We start from the raw sequence: 21,192 nt of genomic DNA on the forward strand, positions 1-21,192 counted from the left end.
TGACAATAACTAAAAGCGAGCGTTTACAACCATGGCACTACTGACTGAACACGAACAACGCCAAGTCGCCGAAGCGATTGCCCGGGTCGAGCAACAGACCGACGCCGAACTGGTGACCGTGCTGGCCGCGCGTGCCGATGATTACGCCTATATCCCGTTGCTGTGGGCCAGCCTGATTGCGTTGGTGGTGCCGGGAGTTGTGCATTACTTGTCGGGCTACCTGAGCATGTACACCTTGTTGCTGGCGCAGTGGGCGACGTTCATCGTGCTGTGCCTGGTGTTTCGCCTGCCTAAAGTCACCACCCGCTTGATCCCTCGCTCAGTACGCCATTGGCGTGCCTCGAACCTGGCGCGCCGGCAGTTCCTCGAGCAGAACCTGCACCACACGTTGGGCGGCACCGGGGTGTTGATTTTTGTCAGCGAGGCCGAGCGCTATGTGGAGATCCTGGTGGATGACGGGATTTCCAAGCGCCTGGATGACAGCAGTTGGGATGGCATCGTCAAGGCGTTTACCCAACAGGTGAAACAGGGCCAGACGTTGGCCGGGTTCATTGCCTGCATCGAAGCCAGCGGTGAGTTGCTCAAGGTGCATGTACCGGTGACGCAAACCCGTAATGAACTGCCCAATCGCCTGATCGTGCTCGAATAACCCAACCAGTGCCGAACCCAATGTGGGAGGGGGCTTGCCCCCGATGGCGGTGCATCAGCTGCAGATGAGCTGACTGACACACTGCCATCGGGGGCAAGCCCCCTCCCACATTTGGATCTGCGGTTGGAGGCGCCAATCTTACCGTTGATCAAATAACCCCGTGCCCTCAGCCCCCATCCCCCCTAAAATGCCCGGCATTCCCAGCCCGAGGCGTTTTGTTCATGTCCGTCACCGCTCAACCTGCCCGCCCTGCGCCGGATCATCACGCCCAGTTCATCGAACTGCTGAGCGCAAGCCTTGCGCACAACGCCTTTATCAAACTGGTGCTGGCCAAGTACGTCGGCGAGGAAGCCGAGCTGCAACGGCTGATCATCAAGGCGGTGACGGTCAAGGAGCAGCCCTGCCTGTCCTTTGTCTACCGCTACAAAACCCGCGACATCACCAAGAACTTCGCAGTGGCCGACGGCGTGGCGGCGATTGCCGAGTTGTTGCCGACGACGTTCAAGAACGCACACTTGCTGGCGCTGACCGACGAAGCCCAGCTGGAATACAGCAAGAAGAACAAAAGCTCGCTGTTCAAAAGCAAGCCGCAGCAATTGCGTGAAGCGCCGTCGGCCGAGCACAACCGCGAGAAGAATCGCTTCCTCGACCTGAGCCGGCCGTTCCTCGCCGACCTGGGCGTGACCGACGCCAAGCACGCGCTGATCCCGTCGATGTCGCGCAAGTGGAAGCAGATCAACAAGTTCATCGAAGTGTTCAGCCATGCGTTGATCGCGTCACCGCTGAGGCTGGACCAACCCGTGCGCGTCGCCGATTTCGGCTCGGGCAAGGGCTACCTGACCTTCGCCATCCACGACTACCTGCGCAATACCCTCAATGTCGAGGCCGAGGTCACCGGCGTTGAATTGCGCGAAGACATGGTTGCCCTGTGCAACACCGCCGCCGCCCGTCTCGAACACCCGGGGCTGGTGTTCACCTGCGGCGACGTGCGCAGCGTCGCGCCCAGCGAGCTGGACGTGATGATCGCCCTGCATGCCTGCGACATCGCCACCGACTATGCGATCCACACCGGCATCCGCTCCGGTGCGTCGATCATCATGTGCTCGCCGTGCTGCCACAAACAGATCCGCCTGCAAATCCAGAGCCCGGTGCTGTTGAAGCCGATGCTGCAATACGGTTTGCACCTGGGCCAGCAGGCCGAAATGGTCACCGACAGCCTGCGCGCCTTGTTCCTGGAGGCCTGTGGTTATGAGACCAAGGTGTTCGAGTTCATCTCCCTGGAGCACACCAACAAGAACAAGATGATCCTCGCGGTCAAACGCGCGGAGCCGGTGGACAACACGCAGTTACTGGACAAGATTCAGGCACTCAAGGACTTCTATCACATCACCGAGCACTGCCTGGAAACCCTGCTGCGCACCGACGATTACCTAGGCTGAACACGAAGCCAATGTGGGAGGGAGCAAGTCGAATCGTCGCACCGCCCCTCCCACCGTTAAATCGCATTGGCCTTTGAGATTGGCGCCGGCTGCACCGCCGTCTTGCGCCCCAGCATCACCGTTACGATCACCCCACAGGCGAACAGCCAGGTGATCGGTTCGATGTGCTCACCAAAGAACAGCGCCGAAAACGCGATGGTGAAGAAGATCTGCAACAGTTGAATCTGGCTGACCCGCGCAATGCCGCCCATGGCCAACCCGGCGTACCAGGCGAAGAACCCCAGGAACTGCGAGAACAGCGACACATAGCCGAACGCCCACCAGGTGCGCATGGAAATCGCGCCTTGATGCTGCGCCGCGAGGTAAGCCACCGGGCCGATCAACAGCGGCGTCGACAGCACCAGCGCCCAGCAGATCACCTGCCAGCCGCCCATCTCTTTGGCCAAACGCCCGCCTTCGGCATAACCCAGGCCGCCCACGGCAATCGCGCCGAGCATCAACAGGTCCCCCGCTTGAATACTGCCGGCGCCGGTGATCAACGCATAACTCAACACCAGCGCACTGCCCAACGCCGCACAGGCCCAGAAGGCTTTCGACGGGCGCTCATGGGACAGCCACGCGGCGTACAGCGCAACGCACAGCGGTTGCAGGCCATTGACCAACGCGCCGTGGGACGCCGGCAGCGTCTGCATGGCCCACGCCGACAACACCGGAAAGCCCAAGATCACCCCGGCAATCACCAGGCACAGGCCGCGCACCTGGCGCCAGCTCGGCCAGCGCTCGCGGCGCCACAGCAACAGCGCCGCCGCCGGGATCGCGGCGAACAACGCACGGCCCAGGCCGTTGAGCAACGGGTGGATTTCCTGCACCACGATACGCGTGAAGGGCAGGGTCAGGCTGAAGATGATGACGCCCAGCAGGCCGAGGGCCATGCCAGTGTTTTCGCGCGAACTCATGGCGGGAACCGGAATCGAGGGGGCGGAGGTGAACGTCCATCTAGCCACAGCCTCCGGGAATCGGGGGCTTACAGCTGGGTTCAGATTGATCCGTACAGTTGTAGTAGCGGGGGATTACCCGGCCCGTCGGCACGCGCCTATCTTGACTACTCTTGTCTGCCCAACCGTTGAACTGGAGAAATGTCCCATGGCCGCGAAAAAGATCCTGATGCTGGTCGGCGATTACGTCGAAGACTATGAAGTGATGGTGCCTTTCCAGGCGCTGCTGATGGTCGGTCACATCGTCCATGCGGTGTGCCCCGACAAGACGGCCGGCCAGACCGTGCGCACGGCGATCCATGACTTTGAAGGCGACCAGACCTACAGCGAAAAGCCCGGTCACCTGTTCGCCCTGAATGCGGATTTCGCCGAGGTCGAAGCCGCCGACTACGACGCGCTACTGGTGCCCGGTGGTCGTGCGCCGGAATACCTGCGCCTGAATGAAAAAGTCCTGCGACTGGTGCGCGCCTTCGATCAGGCCGGCAAGCCGATTGCGGCGGTGTGCCATGGCGCGCAACTGCTGGCGGCGGCGGGTATCCTTGGCGGCCGCGAGTGCAGTGCCTACCCGGCCTGTGCCCCGGAAGTGCGCCTGGCAGGCGGTTCGTTCATCGATATTCCAGTGACCCACAGCCACGTTCAAGGCAATCTGGTCACGGCACCGGCCTGGCCGGCGCATCCAAGTTGGCTGGCAGGGTTCCTTGGCCTGCTGGGCACGAAAATCACCTTGTAAGCAACGGAGGTCATCGCCATGTGCGAGCTGTACGTCAAGGCCGACCCGATTCTCTATGAGTCTCGCTCGCGCTCCCTGCGCATCTGCGGTGTCGTCACCACCGTGCGCCTGGAGAACCAGTTCTGGGACATCCTCAGCGAAATCGCCAGCGTGGATGGCATGACCACCAATCAACTGATCACCAAGCTGTATGAGGAAGTCATGGACTACCGCGGCGAGGTGGTCAATTTTGCCTCGTTTCTGCGCGTCAGCTGTACCCGCTACTTGAGCAAGCAGCGCCCACAGACGGCCGAGTTGAGCCTGGTGCGCAACCGCTAGACCGGCGTCAGAAGAACCGTGTCACGCTGATTTTTGCGTCGCGCCCCTTGGTGTAGGCGCGGTCGCCGCTCAACGCCGGACGGAAGTTGTTGTTGAACAGGTTGTCCACGGTGAAGTTCACCTCGGTGCCTTTCAGGTAAGCCTGTTGCGGGGTCCATTTGGCGAACAGGCCCTGGGTGTTGTAGCGCTTGTTGCCGTACTGGTCGTAGAACGAATCGCCGACGCTGGAACCCGGGCCGCCGGAGTATTTATCGCTGGGCAGGCGATCTGTCGCGCCGATGAATTGCCCCATCCATCCCACCTGGGCATTCCACGCCGGAATGTGGGTGCCCATCACCAGCACCCATTTGGTCGGCGGAATGTCGCGAGCCGACACGTCCGGGCCCCATGGGTTGGTGTAGGCGCCTTCGTGCTTGCCGGTGGTGTAGGCAAACGACACCGAACCGAACAGGTAGGTGGAGTTATAGAACGATTCCACCTCGAAACCCTTGATGGTCAGGCCGCCGATGTTGCGGTAATTGGACCTCGCTCCCGGCGGGCAAGCGGTGGCGATGGTGCCGCCGTTGATCGCCTGGTTCTGGCAGCCCACGCCCGTGGCCTTGAAGATTTCGTCTTCGACTTTGTTGTGGAACAGGGTGGTGCGCAGTTGCAGGTTATCGTCCTGGGCGATCAGGTTGTCGAAGTGGGTGATGTTGCCCACGCTGATCGAGGTGATGCGTTCCGGGTCGAGGTCGACGCTGGTGGCGGTGCGGCTGCCCAGGCCCTGCACTTCGTACTGCTCGTCGATCACCGGGGCGCGCCAGGTCTGGCTCCAGTTGGCGAACAGCGCGACGTTCGGGGTGACGGTCCAGAACAGCGCCAGGCGCGGCGACCAGCCGGTGTAGGTACGATCGCTGTAGTCGTGGCCGACGGCCGGGTCGGGGTTGCTGTAGTACGGCGCATCGTTGGCCTCGCCGCGGTTGCGCACATGGTCGTAGCGCAGCGATGGCGTGACGGTCACGTCGCCCAGGGTCAGCGCATCCTGGATGAAGAAACTGTTGGTATCCACCTTGCCATGGGGCATGAAGCCCGGCTGGAAATGCCCGTAGTTGTAGTTCGGCGTGTTGTAGGTGGCGCCGGGCATCCACATCTCGGTTTCGCGGGTGTGCTTGCGGATTTGCCCGCCGACCGTCACCGCGTGTTGCAACGGCCCGGTGTCGAACAGGCTGACGTTGCGGATGTCGAGATTCTTGTCGGTGTAGGCGGTGTCCATCTTGCGCCCGCCGGTGGCCAACTGGAAAAACGCGGTGGCGTTGCGCTCGTCGGTCTGCTCGGTGTCGGACTGTGAGTATTTGACGGTCAGGTCCACCAACGGGTTGTCCAGGGGCTGGTATTCATACTTGCCCGACCACGTGGTGTCGACCGTGTCGCGGTTGGCCAGGAAACGCTTCAACGCGCCTTCGTAGCCGTAGCGGTCGATGTTGGACTGGGTCGGTGGCGTCGGGTAACTCGCGGCAGAAAACGGCGTCCAGCGGTTGCTGTGGGAGCGTGAGTAAGACAGGCCGACACTGTGCTCATCGGTGAAGTGTGCGTTGACCTTGAACAGCTTGCCGTCCACGTCCTGGGCGGTGTTGGGCAGGCGCTGGGGGTTGATCGGGTACTGATTGTTCTCATTGGGCAGCTTGGCGGCCACCTTCATGTCGCCGCCGTCGCGTTGGGTCAGGTAGGCCAGGGCATCGAACCGGCCATCGTCGGTGCGGCCATACACGGCGCTGCTGTAGACCTGTTCGTGGTCGTTGCTGGAATAACCGTACTTGAGCATCGCGCCGCTGTTGCGGCCGTCCGCGAGCAGGTCCGGGGCATCCTTGGTGGTCATGTTCACCGTGCCGCCAAAACCGCCGTTGCCGCTGAACGGCGAGTTGGGGCCTTTCTCCACTTCGATGCTCTTGATCAGCTCGGGCTCGATGAACACTGTGCCTTGCTGGTAGCGCTCGAAACCGCTCTTGGTGGCGCCGTCGACGGTCAGCGGGACGTCTTCGGCATCGCCGAAACCGCGGATATTGATGGTCTGGCCACCGGGTTTGAGCGAACCGCCCTGGCTGACCCCAGGCAACGTCTGGAGCAGGCTGGGGATGTTGTTGGCCTGGTAGCGGTCGATGTCGGCCTGGCTCAGGGTCGAGCGGCCGACGGTGCTGGAGTCGACTTGATTACCGGTGCCGATCACGCTCAGGGTGTCCAGCTGGATCACGCTGCTGCTGGTGGTCTTGCCCTCATCGGGGCGCACGACGTAGGTGCTGCCGACCTTGATCAGGGTGAACTCGCCATTGTTCAGCAGGCTGCGAATCGCCACTTCCGCGGTGAAATCACCGTTGAGCGCCGGTGCCTGGACGTTCTTGAGCTGCTTTTCATCGAACAACAACTGGATTTTCGTCTGTTGCGCGACCTGGCTCAGGGACGTGGCCAACGCCTGGGCGGGCAGTTGCAGTGTGAACGACTGCGCGTGGGCGCTGAGGCTGAAGGCCAGGCACGTGGCAATAAGGCTCGGTCGAAGCAACAGGTGAGAAGCGTGGCAAGGCGTGCGAAACATGAAATCCCCCCGGAGTGGCCAAATAGCCAAAAAGGTGTGCGTATCAAACACAATCAGGAGGAAGACGGGGCAGGCGAAAAAAACCACACATGCGAATGAAAAATATTCTCATGTTGGCTGTTTCGGGGCTATTTCCGCGGTTCGATTCTGACAATGCCCTCGGCCGAGGTCACGGTTTTCACCGGCAACAAGGCGGGCAGGGCGTTGAGCAGGGCATCCGGGTCATTCACATCCAGATTGCCCGACACCTTCAGATGCGCCACGGCGTGACTCACCTGCAGCGGAGGTTGGGGGCGGTACAAACTCAATTCATCGATCAGGCTGGCCAGTTCGCGATTGCGGAACGACAAGTGCCCGCTGCGCCAGTCGGCGACCTCCTCGGCGATGAGGGATTGCTGTTGCACGGAGCCATTGGCGTAGCTGAAGGTGGCGCGTTGCTGGGCGTCGAGCAACGCGACCGGGTTTTTCGCATCCGGCGCAAACGCCACCTGGCCGCGGGCAACACTGACCACCAGTTGCTGCTGGCTGCGTCGCACGTCAAAAGCGGTGCCCACCACGCGCACCGTCGCTTCGCCGGCTTGCACGTACAGGGGGCGTTCCTTGTCGGCGGCCACTTCGATATACAGCTGGCCCTTGTCCAGGTGAACGATGCGTTGGTGGGCGCTGAAGTCCACGCGCAGGCGGGTGTTGGCATTCACGTAGAGGCGGCTGCCATCGGGCAGGTTCAGGGTGCGCATGCCCTTGGCGTGGGCGGCGACCTGGGTGTGATACAGCTCGCGCGGGGCGCCGACGGGTGCGGCCAGTACGGCGCAGAGCAAGGCGGCAGCCACGGCGAGGGCCGGGCGCCAGATCGCGGTTTTGCGCTTGGGCAGCGCCACGGGGGTGTTCAGTTGCTGCAATTGGCCAAGGTCGGCCCACAGCTGTTCGAATTCGGCGTAGGCACGGGCATGGGCCGGCACGGCCTGCCAGGCGGCAAAGGCCTTGCGGTCGGCGCGTCCCATGGCGTTGCGGTTACGTGCAAACCAGCTGGCGGCTTGGGCATCGACGGCGTCGCTCGCGTCGATGTCCAGGGCGTCGATGTCGCTCAGGCGGTTCATACTGGCTGCTCCGTGCCGGGGTCAGGTTGAAGGCGTCGCTTGCAATGCAGCAGGGCAAACGCGATGTGCTTTTCCACCATGCTGGTCGAAATGCCCATGCGCTCGGCGATCTGCGCCTGGCTCATACCTTCGAAGCGATGCAGCATAAGGGCTTCTCGCCTGCGGGGCGAGAGTTCGGCGAGGACTTCTTTCAACTGTTCCAGGCGTTGCAGACGAAGCGCTGCGGCCATGGGCTCGTTCTGCTCGTCAATGACCGGCTCGGCATCCCTTTCGGCTTGATCGGCGTGGACGCTCTGCCGCACCTTCTGTTTGCGCCAGTGATCGCGCAACAGGTTGCGCGCCATCTGGAACAGAAACGCCCGCGGCTGCTCAACCTTGGCCCGGTCGCGGTAGTCCAGCCATTGGGTGAAGACATCCTGGGTCATGTCCGCTGCGTCGCTGGCGTTGTCCGTGCGCTTGCGCAGGAAATACAGGATATCTGCATAAAACCCGCGAAAGGCATCGGCCGACAGCGGGTCGGGCTTGGGACGCGACATGGATATCCTTCTTGACGAAGCACGACGTAGAAAAGTCGTAAATGATATCGAGAATTATTGTCGTTTGTCTCCAGGCAAATACATTGACCCTGTGGAAGCCGCTCAGGACCTCAGCGTTCGACCGGCACCGACAGTGCAGGATTACCCAGCGCATGGGTGCGCGCGGCAAAGAATCTCAACGCCACGCCGCTGCCATCAAACAACTGCGAATACCGCCGCTTCTGCTGGCGGATAAACCCATCACTGCGCCCCGATACCGCGATCGCGAGGGTCGTCACCCTGGCCTGGCGAATCGCATCCACCAGGTGTTTATCCTGCGGCCCCAGGTCATGGCCGAAGATGCACAGCGCCCCCTCATGGCCGAGCAACTGCTCATAGCAGAACGACAGATAATCCGAACTGCGGATGGTCTTGAGCTTCTCCTCCACCTTGCCCTCACTGACAAACAACGGCACATCGTCCAGGGTCTTGATCGTGTTGTTGATCGCAAAACTGCTGAGCAAGGTGCTGTCGGTGGTGGGCAATTTACGTGCGGTGCCGTCGAGGTTGCGCACCAGGTGCAGGCCGCCGTGCAGGTAGAGGATGCGCGTGGTGTCGGTGCGGGTGTCACGCAGGTCGAAGCTGGCGTCGGCGCTGCGGAACAGGTCATCGATGCCGGGGGTGTGCAGGATCGCCCAGTAGTTGAGCAAGTCGTAGTTGCTGGTGAATACCGTGGAGTAGTTGGCCAGCTCCGCGTTGATCGTCGCCAGCGTCGACGGCTGCACCAGGCGCCACGGAATGTGTACGGCGTGGATGGTGTTGATCAACGCTTCCTTGATCGCGTAGTAGCGATTGCGCGGTGCCGCTGAACTGACTGCCAGGGCTTTGTTGACCCGGCTGGTGGTTTTCAACGCGCTCAGGGCCTGCTCGAAACTGCGGGTTTGCAGGGCGTCGAACACGCTCAGTTCGGATTGGCTCAAGGGTTTTTCTTCAACGGTGCGCGCGTTTTCGAACAGCGAGTCGTAGGCAAAGTCTTCCCAAATCGCCCGGCTGGCGCCGTTTCCGATCAGAATCCCATTGAAATCGATAGCGCTGCGCAGTGCGCTCCAGTCTTCAAGGTGGGCGTCAATATCCTGGAAATCCTTCATTGCGGCGGGTCTACTCAAAATCGGCGGGGCGGTGACTTTATCACGAGCGAGGGTTGATCCTGATCAAGGTGGGCCCTGTGATGAACGTTGATGCTGTCGGCATAACGCCTCTGAGGATTCGCCATGAGCAGCACCTTCTTCATCCCCGCCGTCAACATCATGGGCACAGACTGCCTTGACGACGCGATGGTCGCCATTCGCAACTACGGTTTTCGCAAGGCCCTGATCGTCACCGACGCCGGCCTGGCCAAGGCGGGCGTGGCCAGTATGATCGCCGAGAAACTGGCGATGCAGGACATCGATTCGGTGATCTACGACGGTGCCAAGCCTAACCCCAATGTGGATAACGTTGAGAAAGGCCTCGCGCTGCTGCAGCAGAGTGCCTGTGATTTCGTGGTGTCCCTGGGTGGCGGTTCGCCCCATGACTGCGCCAAGGGCATCGCACTGTGCGCGACCAACGGCGGGCATATCGGCGACTATGAAGGTGTCGACCAATCCAGCAAGCCACAACTGCCGTTGGTGGCGATCAACACCACCGCTGGCACCGCCAGTGAGATGACCCGCTTCTGCATCATCACCGACGAAACCCGCCACGTGAAAATGGCCATCGTCGACCGCAACGTCACGCCGCTGCTGTCGGTCAACGACCCGTCCCTGATGGTCGGCATGCCCAAGGGCCTCACCGCCGCCACCGGCATGGACGCCCTGACCCACGCCATCGAAGCCTACGTGTCCACCGCCGCCACGCCGATCACCGACGCCTGCGCGATCAAGGCCATCGAACTGATCAGCGCCAACCTGCGCCTGGCGGTCCGCGACGGCAGCGACAAGGCCGCCCGGGAAAACATGGCCTACGCACAGTTCCTCGCTGGCATGGCGTTCAACAACGCCTCCCTGGGCTTCGTGCATGCCATGGCCCACCAACTGGGCGGCCTGTATGACTTGCCCCACGGCGTGTGCAACGCGGTGCTGCTGCCTCATGTGCAAAGTTTCAACGCCAGCGTCAGTGCCAAACGCCTGAGCGACGTCGGCCGTGCGCTGGGTGCGGACATCACCGGCAACTCGCCAGAAGAAGGCGCCCAGGCCGCCATCGCGGCCATTCGTGCTTTGTCTAAGGACGTTGAAATTCCCGCTGGCCTGCGTGAACTGGGCGCCAAGTTGCAGGACATTCCACTGCTCGCCACCAACGCGCTGAAGGACGCGTGTGGGCTGACCAATCCGCGGCGGGCGGATCAGCGTCAGATTGAGGAGATTTTCCGCAGCGCGTTCTGATCCGACCGGCAGCGTGCGACGCACACAAACGCGCCGCCCGCCAGAGCCACACACAACAGCGCCAACGGCCATGCCTGCTGACTCACCAGCAGGCTTGCCACGCCACCGATCAACGCCGCCATCAACTGATGTATAAAACCACTCAACGCCATGGCATAGGAGCCGCTGACCGGTGACTCATCATTGGCCACGGACAAACTGATGGGGTAACTCATCGACTGCCCCAGTACCGCCAGGCAATACGGTAACCACAGCAGCAATGCGAGCCCGCTGGCAAACACACTGCCAAGCAGCATGATCGCGGTACCGAGCAACACCAACGCCACGCCCCAGCCCATCATCGTCAACCGTCCCGTGCGCGCGACGAAGCGATTGACCATCAACGCTCCCGCCAGATACGCCGCGCTGATCGGCCAGCCCAGCCAGCCATATTGCGCGGCACTCCACTCGAAATGCCCCTGCAAAATCAGCGGCGCGCAGGTGTTGAACGCAATGATCACTCCATAGCCCAATCCGCCGGCCAACGCCGCATGCAGGAAGGCGGGGTGTCGCACAATTTGGGTGTAAATGCGCCAGGCTGACGCCGACGAATCTGCCTTCACCAGTGTCGGAAAAATCACGCGCGGCAACACCAGCATCAACATGACGGCGCCGATCGCCAGACCATAAAAGATCGCCTCCCAGCCAAACGCGACCTGCAATAACGAGCCCACGAACTGGCCGATGCCGAGCGCGATCACAAAGGTCATCCCCAGCCAAGAAAGGCCCTTGGCCAACAGCGCACCGCTGAAACTGTCCCGCACCAACACCCGTGCCATCACCGATACGCCGCCCGCGCCCAGGCCTTGAATCAGGCGCAACGCCAGAAAAGATTCAACATTGAACGCCGACGGAATCGCGGCACTCGCCGAGGCATACACCGCCAGCGCCGCCAGCAACACTGGCTTTCTGCCAAAGCGTTCGCCCAGGCTTCCCCACAGCAACATCGGAAGCGCCATACCCACTAGGTACACTGCCAAGGCCAGGGCAACGTGGTCTTCGGCCGCCGGTAGGGACTGGGCAATGGCCGGGACCGCCGGCAAATAGCTGCTGATACCGACTTGGGAAAGGAAGGCGGCGCTGCAGGCGAGGGTGAGGGTAGTGGAGTTTTTCAAAGGCGCAGATCTCTTCTTTGGACGCTAAGCTACTGGCGGCACGCTACAAGCTGTTAGTGTATTTGTCTTTAGCGTGCCGCTCAGGGCAGGCCATTGAAGGTAAAACCTTATGAGAGTTCTGTTATTCGGTGCCACCGGCATGGTCGGCCAGGGCGTTCTGCGCGAGTGCCTGCTGGCTGCTGACGTGCAGGAAGTCGTCGCCGTCGGCCGCACGCCGTTGACGCAGGAGCACGGCAAACTGCATCAGGTGCTGCACGCGGACATGCTGGATTTCCAACCTCTGGAGAACCTGCTGCAAGGCTTCGATGCCTGTTTCTTTTGCCTCGGTGTTTCATCGGCGGGGATGAATGAAACCCGCTACACCCATCTCACCTATGATCTGACTCTTGTCGCCGCCAGCACCCTGGCGCGGCTCAATCCGCAGATGACGTTTATCTATGTGTCCGGCGCCGGCACCGACAGTTCCGAAGCGGGCCAGTCGATGTGGGCGCGGGTCAAGGGCAAGACCGAGAATGCCTTGCTGCGCCTGCCGTTCAAGGCGGTGTATGTGTTCCGGCCGGGGGTGATTCAGCCGTTGCACGGCGTGCGTTCGAAGACACCGTTGTACCCGTTGTTCTATACGGTATTCGGGCCGTTGCTCTCGTTGGTGCGTCGGATAAAGCCAGGCTGGGTAGTCAGCACCGAGACCGTCGGCCGTGCGATGTTGGCTGCGGTGCGTAACGGCGCGCCGCAGCCGGTGGTGGAGCAAGCCGAGATCCATCGGCTGGCGGCCGGCAATTCCTGAACAACGGCTGATCAGTTCGCCGTCGCCAGTGCGCGGGCGGGTGTGGCGCTGAATTGAATCAACGCGACGCCGCCGATCAACAGCAACGCGCCCAGTACCCGGGGCGTTGTCAGTCGGCGTTCTCCCAGGCCGAACAGACCGAAGTGATCGAGCAGCAGCGAGGCGAGAAGTTGCCCGGCCATGGCCAGTGCGATAAAACCCGACGCGCCCAGCCTGGGCAGCAGCATCAACGCCAACGAGATAAAGCACACGCCAAATGCGCCACCGGCCCACATCCACAGCGGCGCCTTGCTGATAAACGTCAGGCTCGGCAACGGCAGGCGCAGGGCGATGATCACTGGCAGCAGCACGATAATGCTCACCAGCAACGACGCCAGCGTTGCCCACAACGGGTGACCGAGCCCGCGCCCGAGGTTGGCATTGATCGCGCTTTGAAACGGCACCACCGCCCCCGCAATCACCGCCAAAAGCAATAAACCTGCCCACTGCAACGTCGTCATGTTGAATCTCCCAGAGGTTTTGCTGGACTCTAGGCTATTCGTCACGCAAATTTAAATTCCCGTTTTTTATACAGGGCATGCAGCTAATGAATGATCTGCGCCGCATCGATCTCAATCAGTTGGTGATCCTCGATGCCTTGCTCAGCGAGCAGCACGTCACTCGCGCCGCTGCGCGTTTGCACCTGAGCCAGCCGGCGGTCAGCCACGCCTTGGCGCGCCTGCGCGACATGCTCGGTGATCCGCTGCTGGTGCGTCACGGCGGCAGGTTGCTGCCGACTGCCCGCGCGCTGGAGTTGGCGACGCCGTTGGCGCAGGCTTTGGCCCAGGTGCAGGCGCTGCTGGCACCGAATCGCTTTGATCCGGCATCGGCCACGCGCAAGTTTCGCGTGGCAATGTCGGACTACAGTGCGGCGATTTTCCTGCCGAGGCTGGTGCGCACCTTGCGCCGTGAAGCGCCCGGCATCGATCTGCAGATCATCCAGGCCAGCCGCGAAGGCATGGTGGATGGCGTGCTCAATGGCGATATCGACCTGGCCGCCGGGGTCTTCCCTGACATGCCTGCCGAATTGCGTACTACGCCGTTATTCGAAGAGCATTACACCTGCCTGGTCGACCGCGCCAGCCTGCCACCCAGCGGTACGCTCGACCTGCCCACCTACCTGTCGCGGCCCCATGTGCTATTGGAAATGCGCGGCAGCGGCACCCCGGAAATCGAGCGCGCGTTGACCGCGATCCGTGAGCGGCGGCATGTGGCGATCAGTCTGCCGCATTGGGGCGTGGCGCCACAGTTGATCGAGGGTACGGACCTGATCCTGACCGTGTCGTCGAGGGGCGTGCTCAACGTCGACCGTGAGCAACTGTCGACGGTGCCGCCGCCGTTTCATATTCCGTCGTTTGCGTTTGAGCTGGCATGGCATGCGCGGCGGGGTGGAGATCCGGGGTTGCTGTGGTTGAAGGCGCAGGTGCAGGGTGTATTGTCCGAAGGTTGCCATTAACAGGAACGACCACATGCTCACCGGCCTCAACCATCTGACCCTGGCCGTCACCGATCTGCCGCGCAGCGTCAGCTTCTACCATGACCTGCTGCAACTTCGCCTTGACGCCACCTGGGACAACGGCGCCTACCTGTCATTGCCCGGGTTGTGGCTGTGCCTGTCCCTCGACCCGGCGCGCCCGTCGGTGCCGGCGGCTGAATACACCCACGTGGCCTTTACGGTCGGCGCGGACGACTTCGCCGCGCTGGCGCAACGCCTGCGAGCCGCCGGCGTAGCGGAGTGGCGCGACAACCGCAGCGAGGGCGCCTCGTTCTATTTTCTCGACCCCGATGGCCACAAGCTCGAAGCCCATGTCGGTGATCTGGCCTCGCGCCTGCAAGCGTGTCGCGCCAAGCCTTATGCCGGTATGCAGTTTTACCCGTAGCGCGGGAACGTGCAGAATCCCTCCACCTCTCAACCGTTTGTCAGAGTCGCGCCCATGACCCCGTCCTTACTGTTCGCTGTCCTTGCTTCGGGTTTTATCTACGGCATTACGCCTGGCCCGGGGGTGTTGGCCGTGTTCGGTATTGGCGCGGCCCGGGGCCGTCGCGCCGGGGCCGGTTTTCTGTGCGGGCATTTGCTCGGCGACGTGCTGTGGTGCAGCACCGCGCTGATTGCGATCGTGGGGGCGCGGGAAGTCGGCAGCAGCGCGTTTGATGTGCTGGGCGTGCTCAGTGGCACGTACCTGTTCTGGCTGGGCTGGCGCGCGATCCGTACCCAGCGCCGCAGCAGTGATACACCCCAGGGCGCGGCGCGGCATCCGTTCTGGCACGGCATCCTGTTTGGCCTGACCAACCCCAAGGCGTACCCGGTGGCCGTCGCCACGTTTACCGCGTTGCTGTCCAGCCGTGCCGAGTTGCTGACCTGGGCAATGCTGCCGTCGTTGATCTTGCTGAGCTTTATCGGTGGGCTGTTGGCCTACGCGATTCTGATCGGCGTAGTGGGCGCACAGCGGGTGCGCACGGTGTATCAGCGTCACGAAATCCTGATCACCAAGCTCTGCGGGGTGATGTTTATCGGCTTCGCCATCAATGCGCTGGCCCACGCGTTGCCGGGCCTGTTCGGCAGTAAACCGGCCTGAGGCGGCCACGACCGTTCGTCGCACAGGTAAGTTTTTTCTAAACCTTTGCGGCTGTTAAAATTCGAATTCAGAGCGGGGTGTCTGTCCCCGCACCTATTTTTGCCCTGGAGGAACCCATCATGAGCCGCATGGCTATCCGGTTACGCACCGCCAGTTTCGCGATGCTGCTGGGCCTCGGCGCCAGCAATGCTTTCGCCCAGTCGCCGGCTGAGTTCATCGAGCAGGCGTCGGCCAAAGGCATGGCCGATATCGAAACCAGCCGCATGGCCCACGCCAAAACCTCGTCCCAGGAAATCAAGGACTACACCATCGAGGTGATCAACGAGCGCACCTTGGCCAACCAACACCTGGCGGCCATCGCCAAGAAGCTCGACCTGCCTGTGGCGCCGCGTGAGAAGATCGTCGATAAAGCCGAAACCCTGATGCCCGAGCTCAAGGACGGTGACTCCTTTGACGCCGCCTACACTGCGCAGCAGGTCAAGGAAAACGAAGACGCTATCGCCCTGTTCAAACAGGAAGGGGCCGCGTCGGATGTTCCGGAAATAAAGGCGCTGGTGGATGAGACGCTGCCCAAGCTGGAAGAGCGTCTGCAAAAGGCTCGCGCCCTGGCCTCTACCTACGGTAAAGGCCATCAAGGCGACGGTTGAGGCCTGTACTTGATATGGACAACGGCGGTTGGAGCTCATCCCACCGCCGTTTTTTATGCCGGGTTCTGGTCGGTCGCTGGCGTACTCAGAACCGCAGTTCTGCCTGGCTTGTTCCTTCCAGTGCGAGCAGATACTGCTTGGCCGCAAGCCCGCCGGCAAACCCGGTCAAGCTGCCCGACGCGCCAATGACCCGATGGCACGGCGCAATGATCGAGATCGGATTACGCCCATTGGCCGCGCCCACGGCGCGCACGGCTTTCGGGTTGCCGATCTGCCGGGCGATCTGGCTGTAGCTGCGGGTTTCGCCAAAGGGGATGGTCAGGAGTGCCTGCCAGACTTGCTTCTGAAAGTCGGTGCCGGTGAAGTCCAGTTCCAGCTCGAAATGATGACGGGCACCGGCGAAGTATTCCTGCAACTGGCGCTCGGTTTCCCGCAACACGGGGTTGTCTTTCACCTCGCGCAATTCCCCCAGGCGTACTCGGTTGGCGCGCTCGCATTCCCATAGGATGGCGTTGAGTTTGCCATTGCGCGCCACCAGGGTGAGCTCGCCGACGGGGGAGGGCATGAGTGTGTATTCGTAGGGCATGAGCGGGCTCCTGGGCGGGTGGGTGATGGCTCAGTCTAAAACAACCCATTCCACTGGAAACTGCGTTTCTTGCGGTTGAATTCTCCGCCACTTTAGACGTTCCAGTAAATCCAATCGGCAAGATAGGGATACCAATAGAGCCTTGAAAGGTAATAAAGCGCCATGAGTGGCGAGGCGGTTCCCAGCGCAACCATCGAGACGATGTTAAGCAGGGTGCCGGTCAACGCCAGCACCATCACACGCCGGCTGGCATGGCGCCTGGCAAACCATGCGCCATATGCGGACGCGACGATCGACCCGAGCGCCAGGGCTAGTCCCAGGGGGAATGGGAGCCTCACCAGAGCGACCAGCAACGGCAATACCAGCACCCAGCCGAGCACTTGGCGCAGTACGGGTTTTGGCGTGGGGTGTTCAGGTTCAAGCATGGCAAGCATCCCGGTCTTGCAGGTTGGACAGGGCGACATCATCCCGCTACGCAGGCGCTGCTGCATTCAGACTTTGCTTGAGTTGTAGCTATCGATCCTGTTGCAGCACCTTGAGCGCTGCCGACGCGAGGAACCCCGAACGGCTTTTTTCCTCCGGATGGTGCAGCACATATTCATCGATGCGATTGAGCAAATAGCCAGGCAAGGTGATGTTGAGTTTCTGCGCCTTGCCCAGGTATTTGGTGACATCGATGTCCACCACTGCCCAGGTGCAGCCGGCGTACTGTGGATTGGCTGCATGCAGCGTGACCTTCTGCGCACTGGGAATTGGCGCACCGTCTTCGGCGAGGATCTCGAAATGCCCTTCGATGGCTTCTCGCGCCATTGCCATGGCGTCGTCCAGGTCGTCGCCGGCAGAGTAGCAACCAGGAATATCCGGGACTTCCACGCCCCAGGCATGGTCTTGGTCACCGGTTGAAATGGCGATGGGATACAGCATGTTTGTTGTCCTCCAGGGACGGTTAACTCAACAGAGCTTGTTTCAGGATGCTCTTGGCGGTGTTGTCCAACAGGTCCTTCTTGGGATGGGGAATCGTCACCAGCCCAGGTTTTGTCGGATGCTTGAAGTGGTGGTGGCTACCCCTGATGCGCACGAGGTACCCGCCGTCCGCGACGATATGACCTATCAAATATCGGCTATCCACAGCACCTCCTTGTGGTGTGTGTTGGTGGTGACTATAACCACTAGAATTGAATTATCAACACTCTACCCACAGTCATTCGATGACGGGTATCGCGACAGGTGGTTGATGAAGTGTATGAGTGCGCAGGCGGCACACAGCAGAGAGGTATTGCCAGGTTTTTCCGGCTATTCAGCGAGCGTGTGACTCGTCTTCAATCAATCCAAGAAATGCGTCGACCAGGCCGCTGCGCCGTTCAGTTGGGGTCAGCACGAGCAACGGCGCGCAAGCATCCACCTCGACCAGCGGCCGATACGTTACCCCCTTGTTCATCAAACTCTGCGTACAGGCCGGCACCAGCGCCACCCCTTGCGCGGCCGCCACCAGCGCGATGATCGAGGTGATCTGCCGTCCGGTTGGCCCCGCGCGCAGCGGCACGCCGTGGTGGCGGTACAACTGCTCGATGGCCTGGTTCAGTCCTGACCCATAGTCGGGTGGAAACAGAATCAGCGGGTACGCACTGAGCTGCGCCAAACTGACGGTAACCTGGCTGGCCAGTGGGCTGTCACTGGACACCGCCGCCACCAGCCGCTCTTCGCCCAGCGACAGCGCCTGCACGTCGTCGTTTTGCGGTAACAGCCGGCTCAAGCCGATATCCAGCCGCCCATCCGCGACCTGCGCACCCAGGCTGCCGGAGGCGCATTCCACCAGGGTCAATTGCACATCGGGAAAGCGTTGGGCGAAGGCCCGGATCGCCTGGCTGAACAGATCCGACAGGGCGATTGAACTGACATACCCCAACGCCAATTGCCCGGCCGTTCCGGCGGCCAGTTTGCCAGCGATGACGTGGGCCAACTCGACCTGTTCCAACACCCCTCGGGCATACGGCAAAAACGCACGGCCCTGGGCGGTGAGGGACACCGTGCGGCTGGTGCGATCGAACAGTTTGAAACCCAGTTCCGTTTCCAGCGCTGAAATCTGCCGGGTCAGTGGCGGCTGAGCCAGGTGCAGGCGCAGGGCGGCACGACCGAAATGCAGTTCTTCGGCGACCGTCAGAAAGTAACGCAGCTTGCGTAGGTCGAGCATCCTGATCCTTGGGTATCAATCGGTGCGAATTCGGTATTGGTTTAAGCCCCGCCCGCCATTCTATAAAGACCTTTCAAAATAAGACGAGAGGTTTCATGAAAGCGCGCCTGCATTGTGCCCGTCTAGCCCTGTTCCTGTGTGGCTGCGCGGCGTTTCTCAACCTCTATGCCACCCAGAGCATCCTGCAGACGTTTGCCGCGCACTTTCAAATCAGCGCCAAGGCGGCGGGTTGGAGCATTACCGTGACCACGCTGGCGGTGGCGATCACCGCGCCGTTTGTCAATCGGCTGACCGGGCGCTTCGAGCCGCGCAGCGTGATCAGCTTGGCTGCGCTGCTGCTGGCGCTGCCGACGTTGATGACGGCCTATGCCGATAGCTTCGCCGAAGTGCTGGTCTGGCGCTTTGTCGAAGGCATGTTGATTCCGGTGGTGTTCGCGACCAGCGTGGCCTATATCGGCGACCGCTGGCGTGGCGGGACGGTGACTGAAGTCACCAGCCTGTATGTCGCGGGCACTGTGTTGGGTGGGTTCGCCGGGCGGTTTGTCACCGGTGTGATGACCGAGTATGTGGGCTGGCGCGAGGCCTTTGAGTTGCTGGCGGTGTTGAGCCTGATGGTGGGCGGGTTTATCCAGTTTCTGCTACCCGTCGGCCGGCCACGAGCGATGCAGGTTAAAGCGTCTTCGGCGGGCCTGTTTCGCAAACCCCTGGTGGCGGCGTATGCCGTAGGTTTTTGCGTGCTGTTTTCCCAGGTTGCGGCGTTTACCTACGCAGGTTTGTACCTCGGCCTACCGCCTTTTAACCTTGGGCCTGCGGCCTTGGGTACGTTGTACATGGTGTTCCTGTTGGCCCTGGTCGTGATCCCCATCGCCGGGCGCCTGAGCAAAGCCCGCCCGCCCGCCGAGCTGCTGAGTGTCGCGGCGGTGCTTGGCATCAGCGGCTCGGCGCTGACCCTGCTGCCGTCGCTGTGGTGCATCGTGGTCGGGTTGGCACTCAGTTCCACCGGCGTCTTTCTCGCCCAGGCCGCCGCCAATGCCTTCATTGCCGGCAGCGCTCGCGACAACAAGGCGGGCGCCGTGGGGGTCTATCTCACTGCTTACTACCTGGGCGGCAGTTGCGGGGCCGTCGTCCCGGCGCTGATCTGGCAGCGCTGGGGCTGGGCCGGGTGTGTGGCGCTGATCATCGCTTTCCAACTGCTGACCTTGCTGATCGCGTTGACGGGTTGGAAGCCTCCTAAACCTCAATTGATCCGCACACCATGAACGACACCGTCGCTTTGCCTGCACCTGACACATCCACCCGCCGCCGCGCGCTCATCGCCGGCTGCAGCGCCCATGCCGTACACGATGGCCTCACCGATGTGATCTACGTTCTGCTGCCTATCTGGCAAGCTCAATTCGCTTTGTCCTACGCCCAGATCGGCCTGTTGCGCGGCGCCTATTCCGGGATGATGGCGGTGTTCCAACTGATGGCCAGCCGCGCCGCGACACGCTGGGGGCGTATACCGATGCTGGTGGGCGGCACCGCGCTGGCGGGTGTCGCTTACCTGTTGGCCGGGCAAGCCAGCGGGTTGACCGTGCTGTTGCTGGCGCTGCTGCTCGGCGGCCTGGGCGCCAGCACCCAACACCCGCTGGCGTCCTCGATGATCACCGACGCGTATGAGGACGGTGGAGGGGTCAAGCAGGCGCTGTCCCACTACAACTTTTCCGGCGACATCGGTAAAACCCTGATCCCCGGCCTGGTTGGCCTGCTGCTCACGCTGATCAGTTGGCGGGCCAGCGCCACCCTGTTGGGGCTGCTCGGCCTGGCGGCGGCGGGGGTGCTGTGGTGGCTGATCCCCGCTCAGCCCCGCGCTGCCACAGCGACACCCAAGACCCAGCCTTGCACTGCAACCGGTTCCGCCACCGGCCTGCGCGCCTTGATCCTCACCGGCATCCTCGACAGTGCCGTGCGCATGGGTTTTCTCACCTTCCTGCCGTTCCTGCTGCAAGCCAAAGGCGCGGGCACGGCGGGCATCGGCCTGGCGCTGACGCTGCTGTTCATCGGCGGCGCATTCGGCAAGCTGTTCTGCGGCTACCTCGGCGTGCGCATCGGCATGATGAAAACCGTCTGGCTGACGGAAACCAGCACGGCGCTGCTGATCGTTACCGCACTGTATCTGCCGTTGGCTGGGTTGATGCTGATGTTGCCGGTGCTGGGGCTGGTGCTCAATGGCACCTCGTCGGTGCTGTACGGCGCCGTGCCGGACCTGGCCAGCGCCGGCCAACGGGAGCGGGCGTTTGCGCTGTTCTACACCGGCACCATTGGCGGCGGCGCGCTGGCGCCGGTGCTTATGGGCGGCGTGGGGGATGCGCTGGGCGTGCCGGTGGCGGTGATGGTGTTGGCGGGGATGTTACTGGTGACATTGCCGTTGGTGTGGGAGGCGCGAAGAGGGTTGGAGATGGACGATTGATTGCCTCTTTTCGGATGGAAAACTCAGTTGCGTCCTA

General features: G+C 61.9%; 24 protein-coding genes. 12 read left to right on the plus strand and 12 right to left on the minus strand.

Annotation, left to right across the window (positions count from 1 at the left end; genetic code table 11):
- The first annotated feature begins 31 nt into the window (after positions 1–31).
- Together U5A08_RS07090 and U5A08_RS07095 are read left to right on the plus strand one after the other, a co-directional pair.
- Positions 32–649 (plus strand): TPM domain-containing protein, encoded by a 618-nt coding sequence (locus U5A08_RS07090; RefSeq protein ID WP_321850947.1) that lies wholly within the window; start codon positions 32–34, stop codon positions 647–649.
- A gap of 221 nt (positions 650–870) precedes the next feature.
- Positions 871–2,088, plus strand: coding sequence for a class I SAM-dependent methyltransferase (locus tag U5A08_RS07095; RefSeq protein WP_321850949.1), 1,218 nt, complete (start codon positions 871–873; stop codon positions 2,086–2,088).
- 56 nt (positions 2,089–2,144) lie between these two features.
- Here the strand turns inward: U5A08_RS07095 and U5A08_RS07100 are convergent, their stop codons facing one another.
- Entirely contained in the window at positions 2,145–3,044 is a 900-nt protein-coding gene (locus tag U5A08_RS07100; RefSeq protein WP_321850951.1) for a DMT family transporter, read from the minus strand.
- Positions 3,045–3,231: 187 nt separating this feature from the next.
- On the opposite strand from U5A08_RS07100, the gene U5A08_RS07105 reads away from it, so the two are divergent.
- Together U5A08_RS07105 and U5A08_RS07110 are read left to right on the plus strand one after the other, a co-directional pair.
- Positions 3,232–3,813 carry a DJ-1/PfpI family protein gene (locus tag U5A08_RS07105; protein ID WP_253393914.1) on the plus strand — a complete coding sequence of 194 codons (582 nt, stop codon included), beginning with the start codon at positions 3,232–3,234 and terminating at the stop codon, positions 3,811–3,813.
- Between the two features lie 18 nt (positions 3,814–3,831).
- Positions 3,832–4,131, plus strand: a complete 300-nt coding sequence (locus U5A08_RS07110) for a ribbon-helix-helix domain-containing protein (protein WP_321850953.1) — start codon at positions 3,832–3,834, stop codon at positions 4,129–4,131.
- A gap of 7 nt (positions 4,132–4,138) precedes the next feature.
- On the opposite strand, the gene U5A08_RS07115 is transcribed toward U5A08_RS07110, so the two are convergent.
- The 4 genes from U5A08_RS07115 to U5A08_RS07130 form a co-directional block, all read right to left on the minus strand.
- Positions 4,139–6,697 (minus strand): TonB-dependent receptor, encoded by a 2,559-nt coding sequence (locus U5A08_RS07115; RefSeq protein ID WP_321850955.1) that lies wholly within the window; start codon positions 6,695–6,697, stop codon positions 4,139–4,141.
- A gap of 128 nt (positions 6,698–6,825) precedes the next feature.
- Complete coding sequence (locus U5A08_RS07120) at positions 6,826–7,794, minus strand: FecR family protein (protein WP_321850956.1); 969 nt, start codon at positions 7,792–7,794, stop codon at positions 6,826–6,828.
- The gene (locus tag U5A08_RS07125; RefSeq protein WP_253393920.1) at positions 7,791–8,330 is read right to left on the minus strand and encodes an RNA polymerase sigma factor; all 540 of its coding nucleotides are present in this window, start codon (positions 8,328–8,330) and stop codon (positions 7,791–7,793) included. The genes U5A08_RS07120 and U5A08_RS07125 overlap by 4 nt, the downstream gene beginning before the upstream one ends.
- Before the next feature lie 110 nt (positions 8,331–8,440).
- On the minus strand, positions 8,441–9,457 hold the full coding sequence (locus U5A08_RS07130) for a DUF4917 family protein (RefSeq protein ID WP_253393921.1): 1,017 nt from the start codon (positions 9,455–9,457) through the stop codon (positions 8,441–8,443).
- Positions 9,458–9,580: 123 nt separating this feature from the next.
- Here U5A08_RS07130 and yiaY point away from each other — a divergent pair, with 123 nt between their 5' ends.
- Positions 9,581–10,729, plus strand: coding sequence for an L-threonine dehydrogenase (gene yiaY / locus U5A08_RS07135; protein WP_247406975.1), 1,149 nt, complete (start codon positions 9,581–9,583; stop codon positions 10,727–10,729).
- On the opposite strand, the gene U5A08_RS07140 is transcribed toward yiaY, so the two are convergent.
- A complete protein-coding gene (locus U5A08_RS07140) occupies positions 10,696–11,883 on the minus strand; it encodes an MFS transporter (RefSeq protein WP_321850958.1) in 1,188 nt (395 codons plus the stop codon). The two genes, yiaY and U5A08_RS07140, sit on opposite strands and share 34 nt — an antisense overlap.
- A gap of 109 nt (positions 11,884–11,992) precedes the next feature.
- On the opposite strand from U5A08_RS07140, the gene U5A08_RS07145 reads away from it, so the two are divergent.
- Positions 11,993–12,667, plus strand: coding sequence for an NAD(P)H-binding protein (locus tag U5A08_RS07145; RefSeq protein ID WP_321850959.1), 675 nt, complete (start codon positions 11,993–11,995; stop codon positions 12,665–12,667).
- A gap of 11 nt (positions 12,668–12,678) precedes the next feature.
- Here the strand turns inward: U5A08_RS07145 and U5A08_RS07150 are convergent, their stop codons facing one another.
- On the minus strand, positions 12,679–13,167 hold the full coding sequence (locus U5A08_RS07150; protein WP_253393927.1) for a DMT family transporter: 489 nt from the start codon (positions 13,165–13,167) through the stop codon (positions 12,679–12,681).
- Between the two features lie 77 nt (positions 13,168–13,244).
- Between U5A08_RS07150 and U5A08_RS07155 the strand changes: the two genes are divergently transcribed.
- From U5A08_RS07155 to U5A08_RS07170, 4 genes are all read left to right on the plus strand, one after another.
- Entirely contained in the window at positions 13,245–14,162 is a 918-nt protein-coding gene (locus tag U5A08_RS07155; protein WP_321850961.1) for a LysR family transcriptional regulator, read from the plus strand.
- Positions 14,163–14,175: 13 nt separating this feature from the next.
- Positions 14,176–14,586, plus strand: coding sequence for a fosfomycin resistance glutathione transferase (gene fos / locus U5A08_RS07160; RefSeq protein WP_321850962.1), 411 nt, complete (start codon positions 14,176–14,178; stop codon positions 14,584–14,586).
- Between the two features lie 54 nt (positions 14,587–14,640).
- Positions 14,641–15,282, plus strand: a complete 642-nt coding sequence (locus U5A08_RS07165) for a LysE family translocator (protein WP_321850964.1) — start codon at positions 14,641–14,643, stop codon at positions 15,280–15,282.
- 119 nt (positions 15,283–15,401) lie between these two features.
- On the plus strand, positions 15,402–15,929 hold the full coding sequence (locus U5A08_RS07170) for a DUF4142 domain-containing protein (protein WP_016975135.1): 528 nt from the start codon (positions 15,402–15,404) through the stop codon (positions 15,927–15,929).
- Between the two features lie 85 nt (positions 15,930–16,014).
- Here U5A08_RS07170 and U5A08_RS07175 read toward each other — a convergent pair whose 3' ends face one another.
- From U5A08_RS07175 to U5A08_RS07195, 5 genes are all read right to left on the minus strand, one after another.
- Entirely contained in the window at positions 16,015–16,515 is a 501-nt protein-coding gene (locus tag U5A08_RS07175) for a methylated-DNA--[protein]-cysteine S-methyltransferase (protein ID WP_253393933.1), read from the minus strand.
- Between the two features lie 92 nt (positions 16,516–16,607).
- The gene (locus U5A08_RS07180) at positions 16,608–16,940 is read right to left on the minus strand and encodes a hypothetical protein (RefSeq protein WP_253400349.1); all 333 of its coding nucleotides are present in this window, start codon (positions 16,938–16,940) and stop codon (positions 16,608–16,610) included.
- 88 nt (positions 16,941–17,028) lie between these two features.
- Positions 17,029–17,439: a type II toxin-antitoxin system HicB family antitoxin gene (locus tag U5A08_RS07185; protein WP_253393935.1), complete on the minus strand. Its 411-nt coding sequence runs from the start codon at positions 17,437–17,439 to the stop codon at positions 17,029–17,031.
- Between the two features lie 22 nt (positions 17,440–17,461).
- Positions 17,462–17,644, minus strand: a complete 183-nt coding sequence (locus tag U5A08_RS07190) for a type II toxin-antitoxin system HicA family toxin (protein ID WP_253393937.1) — start codon at positions 17,642–17,644, stop codon at positions 17,462–17,464.
- Positions 17,645–17,812: 168 nt separating this feature from the next.
- Positions 17,813–18,706: a LysR family transcriptional regulator gene (locus U5A08_RS07195; RefSeq protein ID WP_321850968.1), complete on the minus strand. Its 894-nt coding sequence runs from the start codon at positions 18,704–18,706 to the stop codon at positions 17,813–17,815.
- Positions 18,707–18,801: 95 nt separating this feature from the next.
- Between U5A08_RS07195 and U5A08_RS07200 the strand changes: the two genes are divergently transcribed.
- Both U5A08_RS07200 and U5A08_RS07205 read left to right on the plus strand, forming a co-directional pair.
- Entirely contained in the window at positions 18,802–19,965 is a 1,164-nt protein-coding gene (locus U5A08_RS07200) for an MFS transporter (RefSeq protein ID WP_253393941.1), read from the plus strand.
- A complete protein-coding gene (locus U5A08_RS07205) occupies positions 19,962–21,155 on the plus strand; it encodes an MFS transporter (protein WP_321850970.1) in 1,194 nt (397 codons plus the stop codon). The genes U5A08_RS07200 and U5A08_RS07205 overlap by 4 nt, the downstream gene beginning before the upstream one ends.
- Positions 21,156–21,192 lie beyond the last annotated feature (37 nt).

The organism is Pseudomonas paraveronii, assembly GCF_963681955.1.
Classification (GTDB): Bacteria; Pseudomonadota; Gammaproteobacteria; order Pseudomonadales; family Pseudomonadaceae; genus Aquipseudomonas; species Aquipseudomonas paraveronii.

Coding starts and splice junctions, on each gene's coding strand:
- U5A08_RS07090 (WP_321850947.1), top strand. CDS start 32: ATGGCACTACTGACTGAACACGAACAACGCCAAGTCGCCGAAGCGATT.
- U5A08_RS07095 (WP_321850949.1), top strand. CDS start 871: ATGTCCGTCACCGCTCAACCTGCCCGCCCTGCGCCGGATCATCACGCC.
- U5A08_RS07100 (WP_321850951.1), bottom strand. CDS start 3,044: ATGAGTTCGCGCGAAAACACTGGCATGGCCCTCGGCCTGCTGGGCGTC.
- U5A08_RS07105 (WP_253393914.1), top strand. CDS start 3,232: ATGGCCGCGAAAAAGATCCTGATGCTGGTCGGCGATTACGTCGAAGAC.
- U5A08_RS07110 (WP_321850953.1), top strand. CDS start 3,832: ATGTGCGAGCTGTACGTCAAGGCCGACCCGATTCTCTATGAGTCTCGC.
- U5A08_RS07115 (WP_321850955.1), bottom strand. CDS start 6,697: ATGTTTCGCACGCCTTGCCACGCTTCTCACCTGTTGCTTCGACCGAGC.
- U5A08_RS07120 (WP_321850956.1), bottom strand. CDS start 7,794: ATGAACCGCCTGAGCGACATCGACGCCCTGGACATCGACGCGAGCGAC.
- U5A08_RS07125 (WP_253393920.1), bottom strand. CDS start 8,330: ATGTCGCGTCCCAAGCCCGACCCGCTGTCGGCCGATGCCTTTCGCGGG.
- U5A08_RS07130 (WP_253393921.1), bottom strand. CDS start 9,457: ATGAAGGATTTCCAGGATATTGACGCCCACCTTGAAGACTGGAGCGCA.
- yiaY (WP_247406975.1), top strand. CDS start 9,581: ATGAGCAGCACCTTCTTCATCCCCGCCGTCAACATCATGGGCACAGAC.
- U5A08_RS07145 (WP_321850959.1), top strand. CDS start 11,993: ATGAGAGTTCTGTTATTCGGTGCCACCGGCATGGTCGGCCAGGGCGTT.
- U5A08_RS07150 (WP_253393927.1), bottom strand. CDS start 13,167: ATGACGACGTTGCAGTGGGCAGGTTTATTGCTTTTGGCGGTGATTGCG.
- U5A08_RS07155 (WP_321850961.1), top strand. CDS start 13,245: ATGCAGCTAATGAATGATCTGCGCCGCATCGATCTCAATCAGTTGGTG.
- fos (WP_321850962.1), top strand. CDS start 14,176: ATGCTCACCGGCCTCAACCATCTGACCCTGGCCGTCACCGATCTGCCG.
- U5A08_RS07165 (WP_321850964.1), top strand. CDS start 14,641: ATGACCCCGTCCTTACTGTTCGCTGTCCTTGCTTCGGGTTTTATCTAC.
- U5A08_RS07170 (WP_016975135.1), top strand. CDS start 15,402: ATGAGCCGCATGGCTATCCGGTTACGCACCGCCAGTTTCGCGATGCTG.
- U5A08_RS07175 (WP_253393933.1), bottom strand. CDS start 16,515: ATGCCCTACGAATACACACTCATGCCCTCCCCCGTCGGCGAGCTCACC.
- U5A08_RS07180 (WP_253400349.1), bottom strand. CDS start 16,940: ATGCTTGAACCTGAACACCCCACGCCAAAACCCGTACTGCGCCAAGTG.
- U5A08_RS07185 (WP_253393935.1), bottom strand. CDS start 17,439: ATGCTGTATCCCATCGCCATTTCAACCGGTGACCAAGACCATGCCTGG.
- U5A08_RS07195 (WP_321850968.1), bottom strand. CDS start 18,706: ATGCTCGACCTACGCAAGCTGCGTTACTTTCTGACGGTCGCCGAAGAA.
- U5A08_RS07200 (WP_253393941.1), top strand. CDS start 18,802: ATGAAAGCGCGCCTGCATTGTGCCCGTCTAGCCCTGTTCCTGTGTGGC.
- U5A08_RS07205 (WP_321850970.1), top strand. CDS start 19,962: ATGAACGACACCGTCGCTTTGCCTGCACCTGACACATCCACCCGCCGC.